18 protein-coding genes and 1 pseudogene are annotated in these 21,133 nt (G+C 37.5%); 17 read left to right on the top strand and 2 right to left on the bottom strand.

What is annotated here, in order from left to right; genetic code table 11:
* From gatA to A6B45_RS07625, 8 genes and pseudogenes are all read left to right on the top strand, one after another.
* The gene (gene gatA, locus A6B45_RS07660; RefSeq protein WP_025268371.1) at nucleotides 1–1,467 is read left to right on the top strand and encodes an Asp-tRNA(Asn)/Glu-tRNA(Gln) amidotransferase subunit GatA; all 1,467 of its coding nucleotides are present in this window, start codon (nucleotides 1–3) and stop codon (nucleotides 1,465–1,467) included.
* Nucleotides 1,468–1,482: 15 nt separating this feature from the next.
* Nucleotides 1,483–2,922 carry an Asp-tRNA(Asn)/Glu-tRNA(Gln) amidotransferase subunit GatB gene (gatB, locus tag A6B45_RS07655; RefSeq protein ID WP_025268370.1) on the top strand — a complete coding sequence of 480 codons (1,440 nt, stop codon included), beginning with the start codon at nucleotides 1,483–1,485 and terminating at the stop codon, nucleotides 2,920–2,922.
* Between the two features lie 81 nt (nucleotides 2,923–3,003).
* Nucleotides 3,004–3,990, top strand: a complete 987-nt coding sequence (locus tag A6B45_RS07650; protein WP_072614045.1) for a diacylglycerol kinase family lipid kinase — start codon at nucleotides 3,004–3,006, stop codon at nucleotides 3,988–3,990.
* Nucleotides 3,991–4,070: 80 nt separating this feature from the next.
* Nucleotides 4,071–5,468: a 23S rRNA (uracil(1939)-C(5))-methyltransferase RlmD gene (rlmD, locus tag A6B45_RS07645; protein WP_072614044.1), complete on the top strand. Its 1,398-nt coding sequence runs from the start codon at nucleotides 4,071–4,073 to the stop codon at nucleotides 5,466–5,468.
* A gap of 137 nt (nucleotides 5,469–5,605) precedes the next feature.
* Nucleotides 5,606–8,170, top strand: a complete 2,565-nt coding sequence (gene mutS / locus A6B45_RS07640) for a DNA mismatch repair protein MutS (protein ID WP_072614043.1) — start codon at nucleotides 5,606–5,608, stop codon at nucleotides 8,168–8,170.
* Nucleotides 8,171–8,174: 4 nt separating this feature from the next.
* A complete protein-coding gene (mutL, locus tag A6B45_RS07635; RefSeq protein WP_072614042.1) occupies nucleotides 8,175–10,121 on the top strand; it encodes a DNA mismatch repair endonuclease MutL in 1,947 nt (648 codons plus the stop codon).
* Nucleotides 10,122–10,152: 31 nt separating this feature from the next.
* Complete coding sequence (locus tag A6B45_RS07630) at nucleotides 10,153–10,440, top strand: MazG-like family protein (RefSeq protein WP_072614041.1); 288 nt, start codon at nucleotides 10,153–10,155, stop codon at nucleotides 10,438–10,440.
* Nucleotides 10,441–10,530: 90 nt separating this feature from the next.
* A pseudogene (locus tag A6B45_RS07625) lies at nucleotides 10,531–10,810 on the top strand (DUF1304 domain-containing protein).
* A 50-nt stretch (nucleotides 10,811–10,860) separates the two neighbouring features.
* Here the strand turns inward: A6B45_RS07625 and A6B45_RS07620 are convergent.
* Nucleotides 10,861–11,514 (bottom strand): helix-turn-helix domain-containing protein, encoded by a 654-nt coding sequence (locus A6B45_RS07620; RefSeq protein WP_072614040.1) that lies wholly within the window; start codon nucleotides 11,512–11,514, stop codon nucleotides 10,861–10,863.
* A complete protein-coding gene (locus tag A6B45_RS07615) occupies nucleotides 11,511–11,918 on the bottom strand; it encodes a hypothetical protein (RefSeq protein WP_072614039.1) in 408 nt (135 codons plus the stop codon). Before A6B45_RS07615 ends, A6B45_RS07620 begins: the two co-directional genes overlap by 4 nt.
* Before the next feature lie 223 nt (nucleotides 11,919–12,141).
* Between A6B45_RS07615 and A6B45_RS07610 the strand changes: the two genes are divergently transcribed.
* The 9 genes from A6B45_RS07610 (at nucleotide 12,142) to glmM (ending at nucleotide 21,096) form a co-directional block, all read left to right on the top strand.
* On the top strand, nucleotides 12,142–13,146 hold the full coding sequence (locus tag A6B45_RS07610; RefSeq protein WP_072614038.1) for a glycosyltransferase family A protein: 1,005 nt from the start codon (nucleotides 12,142–12,144) through the stop codon (nucleotides 13,144–13,146).
* Nucleotides 13,147–13,223: 77 nt separating this feature from the next.
* A complete protein-coding gene (locus A6B45_RS07605; protein WP_011680232.1) occupies nucleotides 13,224–13,451 on the top strand; it encodes a CsbD family protein in 228 nt (75 codons plus the stop codon).
* Nucleotides 13,452–13,643: 192 nt separating this feature from the next.
* On the top strand, nucleotides 13,644–14,165 hold the full coding sequence (locus tag A6B45_RS07600) for a YehS family protein (protein WP_072614501.1): 522 nt from the start codon (nucleotides 13,644–13,646) through the stop codon (nucleotides 14,163–14,165).
* A 64-nt stretch (nucleotides 14,166–14,229) separates the two neighbouring features.
* On the top strand, nucleotides 14,230–14,643 hold the full coding sequence (gene ndk / locus A6B45_RS07595; protein WP_002815320.1) for a nucleoside-diphosphate kinase: 414 nt from the start codon (nucleotides 14,230–14,232) through the stop codon (nucleotides 14,641–14,643).
* A 190-nt stretch (nucleotides 14,644–14,833) separates the two neighbouring features.
* On the top strand, nucleotides 14,834–15,712 hold the full coding sequence (gene murB, locus A6B45_RS07590; RefSeq protein ID WP_072614037.1) for a UDP-N-acetylmuramate dehydrogenase: 879 nt from the start codon (nucleotides 14,834–14,836) through the stop codon (nucleotides 15,710–15,712).
* 3 nt (nucleotides 15,713–15,715) lie between these two features.
* Nucleotides 15,716–17,812 (top strand): Na+/H+ antiporter, encoded by a 2,097-nt coding sequence (locus A6B45_RS07585; RefSeq protein ID WP_072614036.1) that lies wholly within the window; start codon nucleotides 15,716–15,718, stop codon nucleotides 17,810–17,812.
* A gap of 6 nt (nucleotides 17,813–17,818) precedes the next feature.
* Nucleotides 17,819–18,640, top strand: coding sequence for a diadenylate cyclase CdaA (cdaA, locus tag A6B45_RS07580; RefSeq protein ID WP_072614035.1), 822 nt, complete (start codon nucleotides 17,819–17,821; stop codon nucleotides 18,638–18,640).
* Nucleotides 18,637–19,725, top strand: coding sequence for a CdaR family protein (locus A6B45_RS07575; protein WP_072614034.1), 1,089 nt, complete (start codon nucleotides 18,637–18,639; stop codon nucleotides 19,723–19,725). Before cdaA ends, A6B45_RS07575 begins: the two co-directional genes overlap by 4 nt.
* A gap of 3 nt (nucleotides 19,726–19,728) precedes the next feature.
* Nucleotides 19,729–21,096: a phosphoglucosamine mutase gene (gene glmM / locus A6B45_RS07570; RefSeq protein ID WP_072614033.1), complete on the top strand. Its 1,368-nt coding sequence runs from the start codon at nucleotides 19,729–19,731 to the stop codon at nucleotides 21,094–21,096.
* Nucleotides 21,097–21,133 lie beyond the last annotated feature (37 nt).

Genomic DNA, 21,133 nt, shown 5'->3' with positions numbered 1-21,133 from the left:
ATGACGATTAATTATTTTGAGCATGATTTAACTTCTTTGCACAATCAGTTGGTAAACAAAGAAGTAAGTGCTGTAGATTTGACGCGTGCATCGCTTGATAACATTTCTAAAACTGATGATAAATTAAATGCATTTATTAGCACAAACCCAGACGAAGCTATAGCACAAGCTCAAAAAATTGATGAAAAATCTGATTTTTCGAATGTCTTGACGGGTCTCCCTTTGGGATTGAAAGATAATATGGCAACCAAGGGCATCCAAACAACGGGTGCTTCGCATATTTTGGAAGGTTTTAAGCCAATTTATAATGCGACAGTGGTAGAAAAACTGCAAAACCTAGGTGCAGTTTCTGTTGGAAAGACTAACATGGATGAATTTGCCATGGGCGGTTCAACAGAAACCTCATACTATAAACAAACATCAAATGCGTGGGATCATAGTAAGGTACCAGGTGGATCATCAGGTGGATCAGCTGCAGCAGTTGCCGCTGGACAAGTGCCATTTGCATTAGGGTCTGATACTGGTGGTTCAATTCGCCAGCCAGCTGCCTTTAATGGAATTGTTGGTTTAAAGCCTACGTATGGTCGTGTTTCACGTTGGGGCTTATTTGCTATGGCTTCTTCACTTGATCAAATTGGGCCTTTCACAAGAACTGTGAAGGATAACGCAACAGTATTAAATGCTATTGCTGGTTTTGACGAGAAAGACTCAACTTCTTCGCAGCGTGAGGTGCCTGATTTCACTGCAAAGTTAAGCGGTGATGTTAAGGGCTTAAAAATTGCTGTGCCAAAAGAATACTTTGGTGAAGGTATTGATCCAAAAGTTGCCAAGCAGGTCAAGGCTGCTATTGCACAATTAGAAGCATTAGGAGCAACTGTTGATGAAGTAAGTCTTCCACACACTAAATACGGTGTGGCTGCATACTACATTATCATGTCTTCAGAGGCATCATCTAACTTACAACGTTATGATGGTGTGAGATATGGTTTCCGCGCCGACGACGTTAAAAACTTGGAAGATTTATATGTTAAAACACGTTCAGAAGGTTTTGGCGACGAAGTCAAGCGTCGTATCATGTTAGGAACGTTCTCATTGTCAGCCGGTGCTTATGATGCATTCTTTAAGAAGGCTGCTAAAATTCGTACATTGTTGATTGAGGACTTTAATAAGGTTTTTGAAAACTATGATGTAATTGTTGGACCAACTGCGCCAACAGCTGCATATGGTCTTGGTGAAGAGGTTGATGACCCTACAGCAATGTACCTAGCAGATGTTTTGACTATCCCAGTAAACTTAGCTGGTTTACCTGGTTTGTCAGTCAATGCTGGATTTGTTGATGGGTTGCCTGTGGGATTGCAAATTATTGGTAAGCCATTTGATGAACAAACTGTTTATCAAGCAGGATATGCTTACGAACAAGCTAGCCGTTTGTTTGAACAACATCCTGACGTTGCGAAAGAATATTAAAGAGGAGGGGCACACATGGGAACTGGAAATTTTGAAACAACGATTGGACTTGAAGTCCACGTTGAAATGCAAACAAACTCAAAGCTGTTGTCACCTTCACCGGTTCACTATGGTGACAAACCAAATACTAATACAAACGTAATTGACTTTGGTTATCCCGGTGTTTTGCCGGTAGCAAACAAAGGCGCATTGGAATATGGTATGCGTGTTGCGCTGGCATTACACGCACAAATTTCGCCATTGATTCGTTGGGACCGCAAAAACTATTTTTATCCTGATAACCCCAAGGCTTATCAAACAACGCAATCACAAACGCCAATCGGTACTAACGGTTACTTAGATGTCACATTAGCCGATGGTACGGTAAAGCGTGTCCATATTGCAGAAATGCACGTTGAAGAAGATGCGGGTAAAAATACACACGGATCTGATGGTTATTCTTATGTTGATTTAAACCGTCAAGGAACACCATTAATTGAAATTGTTTCCGAACCTGATATTGCTTCACCAGATGAAGCTTATGCTTATCTAGAGCAGTTGCGCCAAGTTATTTTATTTACAGGTGTTTCTGAAGCTAAGATGCAAGAAGGTCAAATGCGTGCAGATGTCAATGTGTCACTCAGACCATTTGGATCGGATCAGTATGGAACGAAAGTTGAAATGAAGAATATTAATTCATTCAACTACGTTCGTAACGCCTTGATTTTTGAAGAAAAGCGACAGGCAGAAGTTTTGCGTTCTGGTGGTGTGATTCAACAAGAAACTCGACGTTATGATGAACCAACTAAATCAACAATCTTAATGCGTGTAAAAGAGGGAGCAGACGATTATCGTTATTTCCCAGAACCTGATTTGTCTCCGGTGGCTATTGATCAAAAATGGATCGATGAAGTTGCTGCAGACTTACCAAAATCAGCGAGTGAACGTCGAGAAGCCTATGTAAACGACTTGGGAATTGAGCCTTATGATGCAGAAGTTTTGACACAGACGCTTGCTATGTCTGATTTTTATGATGCGACTGTATCTTCAGGAGCTGATCCAAAACGTGCTGCTAACTATCTAATTGGTGATGTGAATGCTTATATGAATAAGAATCAAGTCGAGTTACAAGACACGCGTTTGACTCCTGAACATTTAGCAGGCATGATTAAGTTGATTGAAGACGGAACAATCTCAACAAAGCAAGCCAAGCAAGTTTTTGAAGCGATTATGGTTGGTGAAGAGCCAGAAGCCTTTGCTAAGCAGCATGGTCTGGTTCAATTGAGTGATCCAGATTTGTTGTTAGGCTGGATTACTGAAGTATTGGACAATAATCCGCAATCTATTGAAGATTTCAAGGGCGGTAAAGACCGCGCTACTGGCTATCTTATTGGGCAACTTATGAAAATGTCCAAAGGGCAAGCAAATCCAAGTGTGTTGAATAAGTTATTGTTGTCAGAGTTGAAAAAACGATAAATTATGAAAATGTAAACTAATCAATAAGCGAGATTTTTCTCGCGTACATATTGTAAGCTGAAAGGAAAAGTGTTTGCCGGCATGAAACGAGCAAGAATTATCTATAATCCAACTTCGGGTCGAGAGGCTATCAAACGTGAAATGCTTGATATCCTCGCAGTTTATGAAAAAGCTGGGTATGAAACTTCGGCTTTTGCCACTACACCAGAACCACTGAGTGCGTCGAGAGAAGCAAGACGTGCTGCCGAGGCTGGTTTTGATCTTATTGTCGCAGCAGGTGGGGATGGAACAATAAACGAGGTTGTTAATGGATTATCTCCCTTAACTAAGCGGCCGATGATGGCAGTCATACCGGCGGGTACAACCAATGATTATGCACGTGCATTAAAATTACCTCGCGATGAACCATTAGAAGCAGCAAAAGTAATTTTGCAAAATGAAACCATTAAAATGGACATAGGCAAAATTGAAAAAGATAATGAAATTAAATATTTTATGAATATTGCCGCGCTAGGAACTATTAGTGAGGTGACGTATGCGGTACCTTCGTTGATGAAATCATTATATGGCTACTTGGCTTATTTAGTTAAAGGAGCAGAACTGATTACTCGAGTTAAAGCAGTTAATGCCAAGGTTATATTTGATGATGGTGAGTATTCAGGAAAAACTTCGATGATCTTTTTGGCACTGACTAATTCTGTCGGTGGCTTTGAGTCCATCGTCCCAGATGCAAAGTTAGACGATGGTCGTTTTACGCTCTTAATCATTAAAGAAGCTAACTTGGCGCAGATGCTACAAATGGTGGCGCAGATGATTAATGGCGGTAAGCATATTGATAATCCTAAGTTAATCTATAAGAAAACCAACAAAGTAGAGATCTTGCCATTAGATAATGATCAAATGAAAGTGAATTTAGATGGCGAATATGGTGGTGATGCGCCAATGAAATTTACTGATTTACAACAACATATTGAATTTGTGGCCAATCGTTCTGGCATGTCAGAAAATTCTGTAAGTGTCGCTAAACGTAAATTTGTTGAAGAAGCCGAAAAACTAGATACAAAGTAACATCAGTAAGGCGCTAATTGTGGCGCCTTATTCTCATTTTAAAGTGCGTGTCAAAAGGCGCAAGAAAGAAGCAAATCATAATGGCGAAGGCTAATCGAGTATATAAAACGAAAGCACCAGTAGTTAAAAATCAGGAAATTGAAGCAACCGTTATTGACATTACATATCAAGGCATGGGTGTTGTTAAGGTTGATAATTTTCCGATATTTGTAGTTGATGCTATTCCGGGAGAAATTGTCCGCGTAAGTGTCACAAAAGTATTAAAAAGCTACGCATTTGGGCGTGTAACAAGACGTATTCAGGAATCCGAAAATCGCGTTCAAAATGCCAACAAAATAGCAATTACCACAGGCATTGCACCGCTAGCTAATTTAAAATATGAGGCACAACTGGCGTTTAAACAGCATCAAATTGAAGAATTATTTAAAAAAGTTAATGTAGATGTTGATGTGGCGCCGACTATTGGTATGGAAAATCCAACAGGGTACCGTAATAAGGCACAAGTACCTGTGCAAATGATAAATGGTAAATTAGAAACAGGTTTTTATCGTCGTGGGTCACATCGTTTAGTGCCAATTGAAGATTTTTATATCCAAGATCCAAAGGTTGATGAAGCAGTTCGTATTACGCGAGATATTTTACGTGAGTTAGGTATTTCCGCTTATGAAGAAGAAACAAAAAAAGGCGTTATTCGTCATATTATGGCACGACGGGGCTATTATTCACATGAATTGATGGTTGTCATCATCACGAATACTAAAAAGCTGCCTAATAGCGACTTAATTGCCGAAAAACTCAGTGCAAAACTACCTGAATTAAAGAGTGTTATCCACAATATCAATAATCACGATACCAATGTGATTATGGGACAATGGAATGAAACAATTTGGGGTGAAGACGATATTCACGATCAATTAATGGGTAAAGATTTTGTTATTGGACCAAACTCTTTCTATCAGGTCAATCCTCAAACCACTTCGACCTTGTATGCGCTCGCAGCTGAAAAGGCTAATTTAAAACCGACTGATGTTGTTGTTGACGCTTATTCTGGTATCGGAACAATTACGTTATCTGTTGCGGATAAAGTGAAAAAAATATACGGGGTTGATGTTGTTGAAGGGGCAATTGAAGATGCTGAAAAAAACGCCAAAAATAATCAAATTACAAATGCCGAATTTGTATTGGCTGACGCACCAGAGCAAATGGCAAAATGGGCGGATGAAGGATTAAAGCCAAATGTTGTCTTTGTTGATCCACCACGCAAAGGGTTAACACAAGAATTGATTGATGCAGTTAAAGCAATGAATCCTGAAAAATTTGTATATATAAGTTGTAACCCAGCAACACTTGCGCGTGATGCTGTTCAAATTTTGGCTGCAGGATTTGGAATCGAAGGTGCAGTTCAACCACTTGATCAATTCCCACAAACAACTCACGTTGAAAGCATTACAGTTTTCAAAAAAGCTGAAAATCAATAATTTAGATTCAAACAATATGCGGTACGCATCACTATGAGATTGCCCTTTCATAGCAGATGTGCACTGCATTTTTCAGTGTGTCACAGAAATGTTTATTTGATATGTTAAAATGTAGTGTATAGAAAGAGGTATTCAACATGGCTAAAGTTGCTGAAACACCAATGATGGTGCAATATCATGAGATTAAAAGTCAATATCCTGACGCATTCGTGTTTTATCGTTTGGGTGATTTTTATGAATTATTTGAAGATGATGCAGTGCTTGGCGCAAAATTGTTGGAGCTAACATTAACAGCACGTAATAAAAATTCTGAAAACCCGGTACCAATGGCTGGTATTCCACACCATGCTGCGCAGAATTATATTGATATTTTAGTTGATCAAGGACACAAAGTTGCTATAGTGGAACAAATGGAAGATCCTGCCACTGCAAAGGGAATGGTCAAGCGTGATGTGGTGCAACTCATTACCCCAGGAACAAAGCTTAATAGTGGTATGGGCAATGATAAGCAAAATAATTATTTGGCTGCGGTATTACCACGCGATAATCGTTATTTTTTGAGTTATATTGATTTATCAACGGGTGAATTAAAAGCCACAACATTAAAACGCTTTAGCGATGTAATTGATGAGCTCAGTTCACTTGAAGTTAAAGAAATTGTGTTATTAAAAGATGATGAAACAACAGAACTAGGGATAGCTAATAAGCTTGCTGAACGGGGATTAGTAATTTCTACTCAATCTGAGGTAAATGTTAATGCTACAGTTAGTTTTTTGACACAGCCCTTGGTACATGAAAATGAAGCGCAAGTCACCACTATTTTATTAAACTATATATTTGACACCCAGCGCCGTAATTTGGATCATATTATTCCGGCTCAAAATTATGAACGTTTGGCTTATTTGAAATTCAACCAAGATACACGGACTAATTTAGATCTTGTAAAAAACGCAAGAACCAAGAAGAAAGCAGGTTCCTTACTTGGTCTAATTGATGAAACTAAAACCGCTATGGGAGGTCGGCTATTAAAACAATGGTTGTTGCGTCCACTTCGGGATACAGAAGACATCAACGAACGTTTAGATATGATTGAAGCATTTCAAAATGAATTTTTTGTACGCGGCGCGCTACAAGATCATTTGAAATCAGTATATGATTTGGAACGTTTAGCAGCTCGTGCTGCTATGGGGACAATGAACGCCCGAGAATTAGTACAATTAAAGCGGTCATTATCTGCAATTCCAGGTATGAAGTCTGTTCTGTCCTCAAGTCAGGGGATCTTAAATCGTGCTAGTCAACGGCTAGAAGACATGAGTGATTTAGCTGGCTTGATTGATGAAGCAATTGTTGATGACCCTCCGATTAGCATTCGTGAGGGCGATATCATCAATGATGGATTCGATTCAAAAATCGATGAATATCGTAATGTTTTGAGCCAAAATCAGCAATGGCTGGCACAGTTAGAATCTGATGAGCGTGTCGCAACTGGCATTAATTCATTGAAAGTTAAGTACAATAAAAACTTTGGATTTTTCATTGAAGTGTCTCGTGCAAATGTTAGCAAGTTAGAAGAAGGGCGCTATGAACGTAAGCAGACCCTGACCAATGCTGAAAGGTTTGTTACACCAGAACTGAAGGAGCACGAGCGTTTAATTAACGAAGCGCAACTCAAAAGAACCGAGCGTGAATACGAATTATTCATTACGATTCGTGAGCGCGTCAAAGCAAATATTTCTCGCTTACAAAAATTGGCACGACAGGTAGCGCAATTAGACGTTCTAGCGAGCTTAGCAGATGTTGCTGACAATCATCGCTTTGTTCGTCCTACATTTACTGACGATAATATAATTAATATTAAGCAGGGGCGCCATCCAGTGGTTGAAGCAATATTAGAAGCCGGTGAGTTTGTTGCTAATGATGTGAATTTGGATCAAAATACAGCAATGCAATTGATCACAGGTCCTAATATGGCTGGAAAGTCAACCTATATGCGGGAGTTAGCCTTGATTGTTATTTTGGGTCAAATGGGCAGTTTTGTTCCGGCCGAAAGCGCTGTATTACCAATATTTGATCAAATATTTACTCGTATTGGCGCCAATGATGATATGGCAATGGGGCAATCGACATTTATGGTCGAAATGGCAGAAGCCAATCTAGCATTGCAAGAAGCCACTGCGCACTCATTAATATTATTTGATGAATTAGGTCGAGGCACGGCAACCTATGATGGTATGGCATTGGCTCAAGCCATCATTGAATATTTAGATGCTCATGTACATGCTAAAACATTATTTTCAACCCATTATCATGAGTTAACGGCATTGGCAGACAAACATGAAAACATCAAAAATGTTCATGTGGGCGCTGTTGAAGATGAATCAGGTGAGTTACACTTCTTACATCAGATTCAGCAAGGACCAGCTGATAAATCTTATGGCATTCACGTTGCTGCACTAGCCGGATTGCCTGACGAATTGATTGCCAATGCAACAACGATTTTATCAGGATTAGAAAATCAAGAAACAATAGTACCTGAACCAAAAGCTCCAGGGTTGTCTGAGCAAGTGGCATTGTTCAATGTTTCAGATGTTGATCCTAAAACAGAAACATTATTTCAAAAATTAGATAGCATTAACATATCAACAATGACACCGCTAGAAGCATTAAATGTATTGGCAGAATTACAAAAATTAAGGAAGTAAGACAGTGCGCATACATGAATTATCGAATTTATTAGCTAACCAAATTGCTGCTGGTGAGGTCATCGAGCGGCCGGCCAGTGTTGTAAAAGAATTAGTTGAAAATGCTATTGATGCAGGAGCAACACAAATTGATGTCATCGTAGAAGAAGCCGGTGAGTCATTAATTCGTGTTGTCGATAATGGTGAAGGAATTAACCCAGAAGATGTACCGTTAGCTTTTACTAGGCATGCTACTAGTAAAATTAGTAATCGACATGATTTGTTTAATATTATGTCTCTTGGATTCCGTGGTGAAGCTTTGCCGTCGATAGCAGCCATTTCTGATGTTACTCTGAATACCACTACTCAAGATGCGCCAAGTGGGATCATGTATCATATTAAAGGTGGTAAGCAAGTTTCTGCAACGCCAGCCAATGGCCGGCGAGGAACGGTAGTTTCTGTTAGAGACCTATTTTACAATACCCCGGCTAGATTAAAATACTTGAAACGACCACAAACAGAGTTGTCTCGTATCGCCGATATTATGAATCGTATTGCGTTGTCGTATACGAATGTTGCCTTCACCGTAACTTCTGACGGACGTAATATTTTGCAAACAAATGGAGATGGTAATCAGCAACGTGTTATCGCTGCGATATATGGACGTGACGTTGCGCAAAAAATGCGTTCAATTGCTGGCGAAGATGATGATTTTAATATTACAGGGTTTGTGTCATTACCAGAGCTTACGCGTGGTTCGCGGGATTACTTAACGATATTGGTTAATGGTCGTTTTATCAAAAATTTTTCCGTATCAAACGCAGTTATTCGTGGATATGGGTCAAAGCTGATGGTTGGTCGTTTTCCAATGGGTGTCATCAACATTAATACAGATCCTTTATTAGTTGATGTTAACGTCCATCCGCAAAAAGCTGAAATTCGATTATCAAAAGAAACCGAACTATCAGCATTAATTATTGATACTGTTAAATCTTGCTTTGCTGATGAAAATTTAATTCCAGATGCTTATGAAAACCTATATGGACAGGCCCAGACTAACAAAATTGAGCCACCAGCACCAAAGCAAGTAGCACCATGGGCTAAGCCAGATATGGAACAAACTATTGCGATCAATACAGGTCTAGATAGCAATGAAGTGGTCATCAATCAAGAGGCAGATTTGATGAACGATGCAGTTAATGAGTTTACTCAAAAATATGCTCACGAACCTAACTTGCCAATATTTGATGATGAAATAACTGTGCAAGTTTCTGAAGATATATCTAGCTATAATAAGCCAGATATATCAACTCAAGAGGAGTTAGACATTTCGCCAAAGAAACCGAGTGGATTCCCCAACCTAGAGTATATTGGACAAATGCATGGTACGTTTTTATTTGCTCAAAGTAGCGAAGGATTCTATTTGATTGACCAACATGCTGCACAAGAACGTGTGAAGTATGAATATTATCGAAAAGAAATTGGTCAGGTTGGCACAGATAAGCAACGAATGTTAGTGCCAATCACCATTAACTATTCTGTATCTGATATGTTGAAGATTGCCGATAAGGAAGCCGAATTAGAGGCTATTGGCTTGACGCTAGAACCTTTCGGGCCGACAACAGTGATTGTTCGTGAACACCCAACATGGTTTGAAAAGGGCCAAGAGACTGAAACGATTAAAGAAATGGTTGATTGGATATTACGAGACGGTAATTTAACAGTTGCCGAATTTCGTGAGCGGACAGCAATCATGATGAGTTGTAAACGATCAGTCCGTGCCAATATGCATTTAAGCGACTTACAAGCTCGGACGTTGCTCGAATCACTTGCCTCGACTGAGAACCCTTATAATTGTCCTCATGGTCGTCCAGTGGTGACGTCTTTTACATTAATTGAAATGGAAAAAATGTTTAAGCGCATTCAAGATTCACATGAGGCATGGGAGGAGTACGATAACCATCCTTATTAATAAGTATCTATAGGCTTTTAGGAGGATTTTTATGATTGAGCGGATAATTAAACTTTCAAAAAAAGAGAACAAAACAAATGAGCAAATGCTTTTAAAGTTATCGGAAGAGGTTGGTGAAGTATCGCAAGCATATTTATCAATGGCACATGCTTCGGGCAGTGATTACAAAGATAAAAACGAAAAAGATTATCAAGAAGAATTAGTTGATAGTTTGATGGTGATTAGTACGTTACTTGTAAAATCAGGAATTTCCAAAGAAGAACTATTAAATTTGTTAGAGAAGAAGTGCAACAAATGGGAAAGTAAGCAAAATAATTAGTCATAGACTTGCTAATCAAACATAAAAGAAAGACATGCGCCTTTTTATTAATATATTTAGTATTTGGTAGGTCTAGAATTTTTCTACAGTATGTTTCTGGGAACCTTTGCGACAATTTCCAAAGCTACTAGCAAAACATATAATCTGAGTTCAGAAGAATTAGCTAATAAAAATGTGCAAATTTTGTTTAAAAATCAAGGTATTTGCAATGGATTAATTGGCGTTGGCGTATTATATTATATTTTTTATAATGTTGTATATTACAATTGTGGGATTATATGGTAGCATACCAAGTGGTAACAAACCTATTGTCTTTAAGCAGGCTGGTCTAGCCATATTAACGATAATTTTATTATTCGTATTTCATTAAAATTGATTTGAAAAGATGTCAGAACGAGGAGCTCTGACATCTTTTTGTGTTCAAGCAAGATTTTGCTGTTTGTTATTTTTACGATAATCAGAAGGCGTTTGTCCGACTATTGCTTTGAAAGTAGTAATAAAGTAACTCTGACTATTAAATCCTACAAATGTTGCAATATCTTGAAAACTTAAATTAGTTGCATAAAGCAAATTTTTGGAAATATCAATTTTTCTTCGACGAATATATTGATTGATTGTTAAATCATATTTGGCTTTGAATTGCAGATTAAGTTCCTTTAATGGCATATGTAAATTTCTTGCAATATCAGATAAAGTTAGAGATTGCGTTATATTACGGTCAATATGATTTTTAATTTTTTGAGAAGATTCTATTTCTGAACTATATGTTTCATTTAGTAGCAAATCAAAAAATAAACAAATTATTTGACTTAATATTTCAGTATTTATAGGATAAGCATTGTTTTCAGCTATTATCGCATATATTTTCTTTTTTATGGCATAAATATCGTTACAAGGATATCCATTGTTTATTATTAAATTACTTAAAAGGGTTGTATATTCGATCAACGTATTTTGAGCATATACACTGTTCAATTCACAAATTAAAATTTTGTTTTTTAATAGTCTATTTTTCCAAAATAAAAATTGATTTTTATCATGATTTAAGATTGTTCGTAATAACTTGATGTTCAATTCATTGAGTGAAAGTGTTTCTTGGTAGATTGTATTCCGCCAATATAAACATCCTCTTTAGGTGCAATTTCATTACTAAATATTTCATATATGAGCTGACAAAGCAATTTCAGTCGTGACAATATGAATAATAAATTTAAATCTTTTTCTAAATAATTAAAAATAGTGAAGTTTGGAACTAATAAAATTAATTGATTTTGATTAATTAAAATACCAATTACAAAAAAATTATTCGAGTTAACTAAACTGTAGGTGTGTTTTTTAGCCAGTTTGGCAAAACGAAATGCGTTTGAAAAATCAAAGTCAAAAGCTGAATAAATTATCTCTTTTTTATTTGTCTGTATATCAAAACTATATGCATTGAAGCCTAAAATACTAGTTAAATACACTAATATATTCCTCATTGTGTTTTTCTCATTCTTAATTTAGTGTGAATTTACTTAATACTATTGAAAATATTAGTCAAAAACAAGGGAAGGATCGGATTGTTAAATGCTAGAACTGAATATGAAATGACAGTAATGTAGTTTATTGATACTTTAGTTAAAGAACCATATTAAGTAAACTGAAAAACAGTTAAGTTTGTTTAATGAACTTAACTGTTTTTCTTTTTAAAATGATAAAGGAATCCATCATGAAAAAATTAGTATCTATTATATACCTTATAAGAATGAGCAAGAATCTCAATTAGCAGTGGTATTATCATCAATAAATAATCAAATCGGTATCAATTTTGACCAAATTGAAGTGATACTGGTATGTGATGGCGGTTATAAATTAAAGTCCATGTTAGTATTTGATATTTTTGATAACATTAATATTAGGTATTATTATAATTCACAATCAAAAGGTCCGGGATTTTCTCGACAATTTGGTATGGACAAAGCATTAGGACAAGATTATATGTTCATGGATGCTGGTGACCAATTACATTTTACTGGGGCCTTATTGGAATTCTTTAACATAATTAAAAATTCGGGTAATCATGAAATAATTATTGCTAGGTACATTGAGCAATATCGTATAAAAGACGGAAGTTTTCGCTATGACACACATCCTCAAAATGATTGGAAAGCATCTTATGGAAAATGGTTTAGTGCGAAATATATTAAATGCATTGGTTTGAGATGGTTGGATAATTTGAGAATATATGAAGATACTTATTTTGTTGGTTTAGCTTGTGAGTTGAGCGCAGATATCTATTATAAAAATTCAGTAGTCTATACATGGCTTTGTAACCCCAATTCAATCGTGCGAAAAAAAGAAAATAAGTTTTATCAACAATTACATCTGTGGGCGTACATGAATAGAAATTATTTTAAATTTCTTAAAAATAAAATGAGCAATCGATTACAAGATGATTTTAATGGTTACTGGGTTGAACTTTTCTTTAAGGAACAAAATTACAATCCAGTTGATCAATCTAAGTATATTCTTCAAAATCAATTGATTTTAGAGGAAAATCAGAAATTATGGTTAGTATGCCAACGTAATCTAATCAGAAATATCAATAAATGGGCAAAGAAAAATAAAAAATATTTGAACCAAGATACTAAAAAGGTTCAAATATATCTAGAAAAATTAAATACAATGGCTCAACATGATAACAATAACGCAACAAATGATATATAAAACATATCCTTTTACAAGTGCTTACAGTTGCGTTATACTTGTCAAACAACATCGAATATTATTCAAGGAGGACGCTCATGTCATTTGAAGAAAAGTTTGATAATGCTAAAGATAAAATTGCCGGTAAGGCAAAAGAACTTGAAGGAAAAATTACCGGTGATAAAGCACGTGAAGTCGAAGGTAAGACCCAAAATGTTAAGGGCGAAGCCAAAGATGATGTACAAAAGGTTCGAGATGTTGCCCATGACGATGTCGATGCCGTAAAAGATGCTTTGAAAAATAAAAAAGATAATCCTGAAAAATAATAAGTTTACAATTGCATATTAAAAAGGCTGGCTAGGGAATTCTGATCGGCCTTTTTTGTATGGTATAATTAGACTTGCGTACACAACTGTCTTTTCTAAAAGGTAGTTTGAAAAGAAAAATAAAAGGAAAATAATAGAGAAAAATAGTTGACATTTGGACAATATATTTTCTATTTACTAGGTTCTACAACAATGGCTTTTAACAATAATGATATAATTATTCGTTTACGTTATGCACTCAACATAAAAAATGCTGATATGATCAAAATTTTTAAATTTGGTGGCGTAACACTAGATGAAGATCAATTACATGATCTATTGACAAAACAAGCAGAAGGTACGAAACGTGATGAGAAGGTCACTACAAAAATACTTGAATCTTTTATGAATGGCTTGATTATTTCACAACGAGGTGAGAAAATTGGTCCCGATTTAAAGCCTGTACCACCAACATTTGATATGGTGAACGAGGCAGCAATAAATAATGTTGTTATTAAAAAATTGAAAATTGCGATGGCCTATACTAGTGATGATTTAATTGGTTTCTTAAAAACGGCAGGTATTCAAATTTCTAATAGTGAGTTAAGTGCAATATTGCGTCGACCGGATCATCGAAATTATAAGCCGGCTGGTGATCGCTATCTACGTAATATTTTAAAAGGTATGGCCATGGAATACCGTCCTGAGGATGTCAAACGCACAGCAAGAAAGTAGTATTGTGAACGCTTTCATATATGTGTACAATTAAGTCAGAGACTTAATTGTAAGGAGGAAATATATGGTAGAACGTACTTTTATGATGATCAAACCAGATGGCGTTTCGCGTGGTAAAATTGGTGAGATTATTCAGCGAATTGAGCATAAAGGCTATGCGATTAAAGCGATGAAAATGGTACAACCTACTCCTGAATTACTGGCAAAGCATTATGCTGAACATGTAGGTAAATCATTTTATCCTTCGTTAGTGCAGTATATGACTTCGGGACCGGTTATTGCGATGATTGGAGAAGGGACCAACATTGTATCAGGGTGGCGAACAATTATGGGAACGACCAATCCCACACTAGCTGCACCGGGAACCATTCGTGGTGATTTAGGTCGTGAATGGGAAGGGGAGGCTGTTATGAATATCGTTCATGGTTCGGACAGTGTTGAAGCGGCCGAATATGAAATCAAATTATGGTTTGCGTAACGCAGCGTAAGATGAATGACGTTTTTAATAGTTGAAGTGAACTGATTAAGCACTCACGGGAATTGATTTAGATTCACTTGGGCGCTTTTTTATTTTGTTTTTTCATTAATATATCAGCAATTTAACATAATTTTAAAGAATTACCTAAAGTTTGGTAAAATAGTACATATGGACTTGGAGACAAAATTTAATGCAATTAGAAAATATTGAAATACTAGAGAATCATTCGCTAGCACCTTATGCTTATACGCAAGCTGGTGGATTGGTTGATTATTTAGCCATCCCAAAAAGTATTCATGAATTGAAAGTGCTGGTGAACTGGGCTAAAGAATTAGACATGCCTGTGCAAGTTTTTGGTCGGCTATCCAATTTAATCGTTCGCAATGGTGGCTTACGGGGATTATCTATCTTACTACATGACTTGCGAGACGTCGTTGTGGATCAAAATAAAATCGTAGCATCAGCTGGCGCTGATTTAATTTGGGTAACTGAGCAAGCGTTTGAACATGGGCTGAGTGGTTTAGAGTGGGGCGCAGGAATCCCAGGGTCAGTTGGTGGAGCGGTATTCATGAATGCAGGCGCTTATGGGGGGCAAGTTGATATGGTTGTGTCATCTGTCACTGCATTAATGCCAGACGGCACTTTACAAAATTTTGGGAAAGATGTATTGGAATTTGGTTACCGAAAATCTGTTTTCCAGAGCAACGGGGGCATTATAATTAGTGCGACTTTTGAATTGCAACCAGATAGTTGCGCTGCTATCAGGACACGAATGGATGAAAACAATTTTAAACGTGCTAATAAACAACCACTAAATTATCCATCGAATGGCTCCGTTTTTAAGAGGCCAGAAGGTTACTTTGCAGGTAAATTGATTATGGATTCTAAACTGCAAGGTGTCCGCCGTGGTGGCGTAGAGGTATCTAAAAAGCACGCAGGCTTTATGGTTAATGTTGCTCATGGTACAGGTAATGATTATGAAGATTTAATCCATTATGTGCAAAAAACGGTTTATGAAAAATTTGGTGTGAATTTAGAAACGGAAGTCAGAATAATGGGAGAGCGTTAAGGAATGGCAATATTAGAATTAATTGTAATATTAATTGTTGCGGTAACCATCTCTAACATTGTGTCGCATTTTATACCTGAGATACCTATCAGTTTATTTCAGATTGCGATTGGTCTCTTTCTAGCACTGGTATGTGGTATTTACGTTGAAGTTGATTCAGAGTGGTTTATGCTATTGTTTATAGCACCATTATTGTTTAACGATGCATGGCGTTTTCCAAAACATGAACTTTGGGAATTGCGTGGACCAATTTTAGGTAATTCAATTATTTTGGTTATCTTAACAACGTTAGTCGGTGGATTTTTAATGCACTTACTAATGCCTCAACTACCAAAATCAGTGGCTTTGGCCCTAGCGGCTGTGATATCACCAACTGATCCGGTGGCTGTGCAAGCCATTGCTCGGCGTGTGAAGCTTCCTGAAAATGTGATGCATATTGTTTCGGGAGAAAGCTTAATCAACGACGCGAGTGGGTTGGTTAGTTTTAATACGGCGATTAAAGCTACCATCGCAGGTACTTTTCTAATTGGTGAAGCCATTGGAAACTTCTTTTGGATGACTATCGTTGGATTAGCTATTGGGTTAATTCTAGGTAGTTTTGTTAGCTGGCTACGTGACTCTTTTGATCGTGCTGGCTTGAATGATGTGGTTTTTCATACGGTTGTGACTTTGTTAATGCCGTTTGTTATTTACTGGGTTGCTGAGGACATTTTTCATTCTTCTGGTGTAATTGCAGTTGTGGCTGGTGGCGTTTTATCGAAAATTTTGAGCGATCAGCATATGAACGCGCGTTCACCTGAAATAAATGTGGTTACAGTGCGCACCTGGGAAGTATTTGTTTATTTGCTAAATGGCACAATTTTCATCTTATTAGGCATTGAACTTCCTGCTGCCATGAAAGATATCGTGCGAAGTACGCAGGTTCATACGGGTATGGCCATCTTTTATGGTGTTGCCGTTTGGTTTATCATTTTTGCTATTCGTACATTTTGGGCGTACGGCACGCAAATTACGTATCATTTAAAACATAAGGAACGTGCCATTTCTTTTCGAATGGCGATCATATCGGGTCTTACTGGTGTTCGTGGTGCGGTTACAATGGCTGCTGTTTTAACTGTTCCATCGACTATTGCAGACGGATCGGCCTTTCCACAACGTAATTTACTCGTTTTTGTGGCGGCAGTGGTAGTAATTATTAGTCTGTTGGTGGCCACAATTATGTTGCCAATTGTTACCAAACAACGAACCACGCATGACTTTACACAACCAGAAGTAGGCGAAGTTGAAACATCAAGTACCCATGAATCTAAAGTTGACTTAACTGAGGCACAAGCAAGAATATTTTCCATTCGAATTGGTATACAAGTTCTCCGTGAGCAACAAAATGATCATAATAGAATTATTGTCTATGAATTAATTGGCAGAAAACAACAAATTATTGATCAGATTTATCGACAATTAAACAAAAGTAATGATCATAAAGTCAATATTGAAGATGATCGAGAATTGCGACGCGTCGCATTGGAAGCGCAGCGAAATTGTTTACGACAACTGCTCGCCGATGAAAAAATATCTATACTAACTTATTCTTCTCAAAATCGACGTTTAGATCGTCTAGAGAATATGATTGATTCTGATAAACACTATCATCTGTCTACCCAGTGGATTATTATATTGTGGCGGCGTACGCTAAGAAGTATTCGTATTTGGATTTCGGATGAGTCAACTGACCAATTTCGTGAAGAGAGTTCAATGGCCACTAAAGAAATGGCCAAGGAAGCTATTCAGTCTTTGTCTGAATATATGGAAAAGTATACAGGTGACACTGTTTCACATCGAATGGAACGCCAAGCGGCTTATAATTTGATTATATTTTATCGTAATCAGATTGAGAAAGAACGTCACCCTGATACACCAGAACAACGTGAACTAGATGATAGATATCGAATGGAATTGGAAATCAAAGCATTAAATGTGGAACGTGAAACGATTCAGCAACTTTATGAACAGGGGCGTATTTCAAGGCAAGCGGGCGTGAACATACGTCAGTTTATCAATTATGCTGAAACAGCTGCTCTAGCAGGAAGGGATGAGGAATAGCTAAGTATGAATATTCTATTATATTTTACATTTAATAATCTAATGCATGTCATTGACATCGCTATTATATGGTTTATTTTGTATAAGCTCATTCAATTTGTCGAGGGCACCCGCGCTTTGCAGATATTGTTTGGAGTAGGCTTCGTTATTTTGGTTAAGGTAGTGAGTTGGTACCTTGGTTTAGTAACTCTATCGTGGATTATGGATCAAATAATTACATGGGCTCCAATAGCAGTGGTAGTTATTTTCCAACAAGAGATTCGACGGGGATTGGAAAGCTTGGGACGACGTCTGGTCATTCGACGTGCTCGTGTGGATAATTCCAAAGAACATCAACTCATTAAGAGTCTAGATGATGCTTTGCAGTACATGTCTAAACGGCGAATAGGTGCATTAATTACGATAAAACGTGATGGTAGTTTAGATGAATATATCAAAACTGGCATAAAGTTAGATGCCTACATTACTGGTCAGTTATTAATTAATACGTTTATTCCTAACACACCTTTACATGATGGTGCCGTGATTATTGATGATGATCGCATTGCCGTTGCTGCAGCATATTTACCATTATCAGAAAGTACGCGAATACCAAAGGAACTGGGAACACGTCATCGGGCTGCTGTTGGTATTAGTGAAGCAAGTGATGCAATTACAGTGGTTGTTTCTGAAGAAACGGGAGAAATTTCGATCACCCAAGGGGGAGATTTACTTCGCAATATGGACCAAGATTCTTATATGAACTTTTTTGAACATCAATTTTTGGTGCAAATTGACGAAGAAAATGTCAAACACTGGTGTCAAAAGATTGGAGGACGTTCAAAATGAAAAAAATAGGACAGTCTAAAATCGTTAATTTGGTGGTTTCCTTGGTCATCGCTATCTTACTTGCCGCTTATGTTTCCAGTACGAAACAAGGTACTGCCACCAATAGTGGTGGATCAACAAACTTTTCAACGTTGATTCCAGAGAAAAGGGCTACCCTAAAGGTGCCTTTAAATTTACAAGTTGACTCAGATAAATACGTTGTTATCGGTGCGCCGTCGACAGTTAAAGTTGGTATTGAAGGATCAGGGCCACTGGTGACAGCCGCACAAAGTCATAATGATATTCAAGCTAGTGTAGATTTACGTAGCTTAGGTGTTGGTAAGCATAACGTTAAAGTGGCTTTACGAGGTGTTAACTCTTCCCTAACATCTACTGTGACGCCACAAACAGTCACGGTGACAATTTCCCAAAAGAAATCGGCAAAACTACCGGTACAGGTTAGTTTCGATAAAAGCAAGATTGCAACTGGATACGCGGTTGGAGATACAACATCAGATCCAAAAAACGTCACGATTTCAGGACCTAAGGCTAACGTCGAAGCTGTAAGTTATGTAGATGCCAATGTGTCCCTTGATAGTGGCGTTAAACAGTCTGTATCACAATCTGTCAAGCTTGTTGCACGAGATAAAGATGGCAATGCAGTTGAGGTTAATTTCAGTGACCCAACTGCGAATGTCATGTTGGATATTGAACCTGAAGACAGTAAAAAAATGAATTTGAGCGCAACAATAAACAATGGTGACAGTGATGACTATACGATTACATTTGATCCAAAAACGGTGACGGCATATGGTTCTTCTGATATACTTAAATCGGTGGACACTATTAATATACCGGTGGATGTTGCAGATATTAGCAATAAAACAACGCGTACTATAGAGATTCCTACACAAACAGGGATTGTTGAATATAGTGTTTCAAAAGTAAAAGTAACTATTACACCGTCAAACACCAGCTCAACGAGTAGTAGTTCGACGGGGAGCACTAGCAGTAGATCTAGTTCATCATCTTCATCATCCTCTGAATCAACAAGCAGTAGTACTCAAAGTAGTGCAAGCACAACATCAGAAACTAAAGGACAGTAAAATATGTCAGAATTTAATCTTAAATATTTCGGAACCGATGGTGTAAGGGGTGTTGCAAATAAAACACTTACACCTGAGCTTGCTTTTCGTCTTGGTCGTACAGGCGGTGCAATATTAACCAGGCATGCCAACGATGAAAACAAGAAACCAGTTGTTATTGTAGGCCGTGATACTCGAATTTCAGGCGAAATGTTGCAACAAGCGATTATTGCAGGATTTTTATCAGTTGGTATTGATGTGCTGCGATTAGGCGTTATTACTACGCCAGCTGTAGCTTTTCTGGTTCAAAATCTAGAGGCAGACGCTGGTGTGCAGATTACAGCTTCACATAATCCGGCAGTTGACAATGGCATAAAATTCTTCGGAAACGATGGTTTCAAATTATCTGACCAATTAGAATATGAAATTGAACAATTATTAGATGAGTCAGAAGATACACTACCTCGTCCAAGTGCTGATGGATTAGGTGTCGTTAACAATTATCCAGAAGGCGTTCAAAAGTACTTAGAATTTCTTCAAAAAACAATTCCAACAGATCTTAACGGTATGAGGATTGCTCTTGATGGCGCTAATGGCGCTACCAGCGGTTTATTAGCACGATTATTTGCGGATTTGGGAACAGATTTTGTAACATTAGGAACAGAACCAAACGGGCTAAATATTAATGATGGCGTTGGATCTACCAACCCAGCGGCGCTTTCTGAACTTGTAAAAGAAAATGAAGTACAGGCGGGTCTAGCATTTGATGGTGATGGGGACCGATTAATTGCTGTTGATGAAAATGGTGAGATTGTTGATGGTGATAAAATCATGTTTATCACTGGAAAATTTTTAAATGAACAAGGGCGTTTAAAGCATAATGCAGTTGTCTCAACAGTGATGAGTAATATTGGTTTCTATAAGGCATTGGCAGAAAATAATATGACTAGCATCAAAACAGCAGTTGGTGACCGCTATGTTATGGAAGAAATGATTAAATCAGACCATAATCTTGGTGGTGAACAGTCTGGTCACATTATTTTTCGTGATTGGGCCACAACTGGAGATGGTCTATTAACGGCTCTACAATTGTTATATGTAATGAAAGAAACTGGAAAGAAGCTATCTGAACTGGCAGCTCCTGTTCATATTTATCCACAAAAATTAGTGAATATAACTGTCGCTGATAAGGAAGAAATTCAGCATGATCCTGATGTTATTGCCAAAATTGCGGAGGTTGAAGCGCAGATGGCAGGGGACGGTCGAGTGTTAGTTCGCCCTTCAGGAACAGAACCTCTACTACGTGTCATGGTGGAGGCACCAACACAAGAGTTAGTGGAAAAGTATACTGAATCCATCGCAAATGTTGTACGTGAAAAATCTGGACTATAAATCATACGATTACTACTGTGATCTTTAGATGAGTGGC

Origin of the sequence: Leuconostoc suionicum, from assembly GCF_001891125.1 — a bacterium.
GTDB classification, from domain to species: domain Bacteria; phylum Bacillota; class Bacilli; order Lactobacillales; family Lactobacillaceae; genus Leuconostoc; species Leuconostoc suionicum.
Note: the sequence above shows the minus strand (reverse complement) of the source record. Positions and strands in the feature narration are given on the sequence as shown.

Excerpts from the sequence above, each read along its gene's own strand:
- gatA (WP_025268371.1), top strand. The coding sequence starts at position 1 with ATGACGATTAATTATTTTGAGCATGATTTAACTTCTTTGCACAATCAG.
- gatB (WP_025268370.1), top strand. The coding sequence starts at position 1,483 with ATGGGAACTGGAAATTTTGAAACAACGATTGGACTTGAAGTCCACGTT.
- A6B45_RS07650 (WP_072614045.1), top strand. The coding sequence starts at position 3,004 with ATGAAACGAGCAAGAATTATCTATAATCCAACTTCGGGTCGAGAGGCT.
- rlmD (WP_072614044.1), top strand. The coding sequence starts at position 4,071 with ATGGCGAAGGCTAATCGAGTATATAAAACGAAAGCACCAGTAGTTAAA.
- mutS (WP_072614043.1), top strand. The coding sequence starts at position 5,606 with ATGGCTAAAGTTGCTGAAACACCAATGATGGTGCAATATCATGAGATT.
- A6B45_RS07630 (WP_072614041.1), top strand. The coding sequence starts at position 10,153 with ATGATTGAGCGGATAATTAAACTTTCAAAAAAAGAGAACAAAACAAAT.
- A6B45_RS07615 (WP_072614039.1), bottom strand. The coding sequence starts at position 11,918 with ATGAGGAATATATTAGTGTATTTAACTAGTATTTTAGGCTTCAATGCA.
- A6B45_RS07605 (WP_011680232.1), top strand. The coding sequence starts at position 13,224 with ATGTCATTTGAAGAAAAGTTTGATAATGCTAAAGATAAAATTGCCGGT.
- A6B45_RS07600 (WP_072614501.1), top strand. The coding sequence starts at position 13,644 with ATGGCTTTTAACAATAATGATATAATTATTCGTTTACGTTATGCACTC.
- ndk (WP_002815320.1), top strand. The coding sequence starts at position 14,230 with ATGGTAGAACGTACTTTTATGATGATCAAACCAGATGGCGTTTCGCGT.
- murB (WP_072614037.1), top strand. The coding sequence starts at position 14,834 with ATGCAATTAGAAAATATTGAAATACTAGAGAATCATTCGCTAGCACCT.
- A6B45_RS07585 (WP_072614036.1), top strand. The coding sequence starts at position 15,716 with ATGGCAATATTAGAATTAATTGTAATATTAATTGTTGCGGTAACCATC.
- cdaA (WP_072614035.1), top strand. The coding sequence starts at position 17,819 with ATGAATATTCTATTATATTTTACATTTAATAATCTAATGCATGTCATT.
- A6B45_RS07575 (WP_072614034.1), top strand. The coding sequence starts at position 18,637 with ATGAAAAAAATAGGACAGTCTAAAATCGTTAATTTGGTGGTTTCCTTG.
- glmM (WP_072614033.1), top strand. The coding sequence starts at position 19,729 with ATGTCAGAATTTAATCTTAAATATTTCGGAACCGATGGTGTAAGGGGT.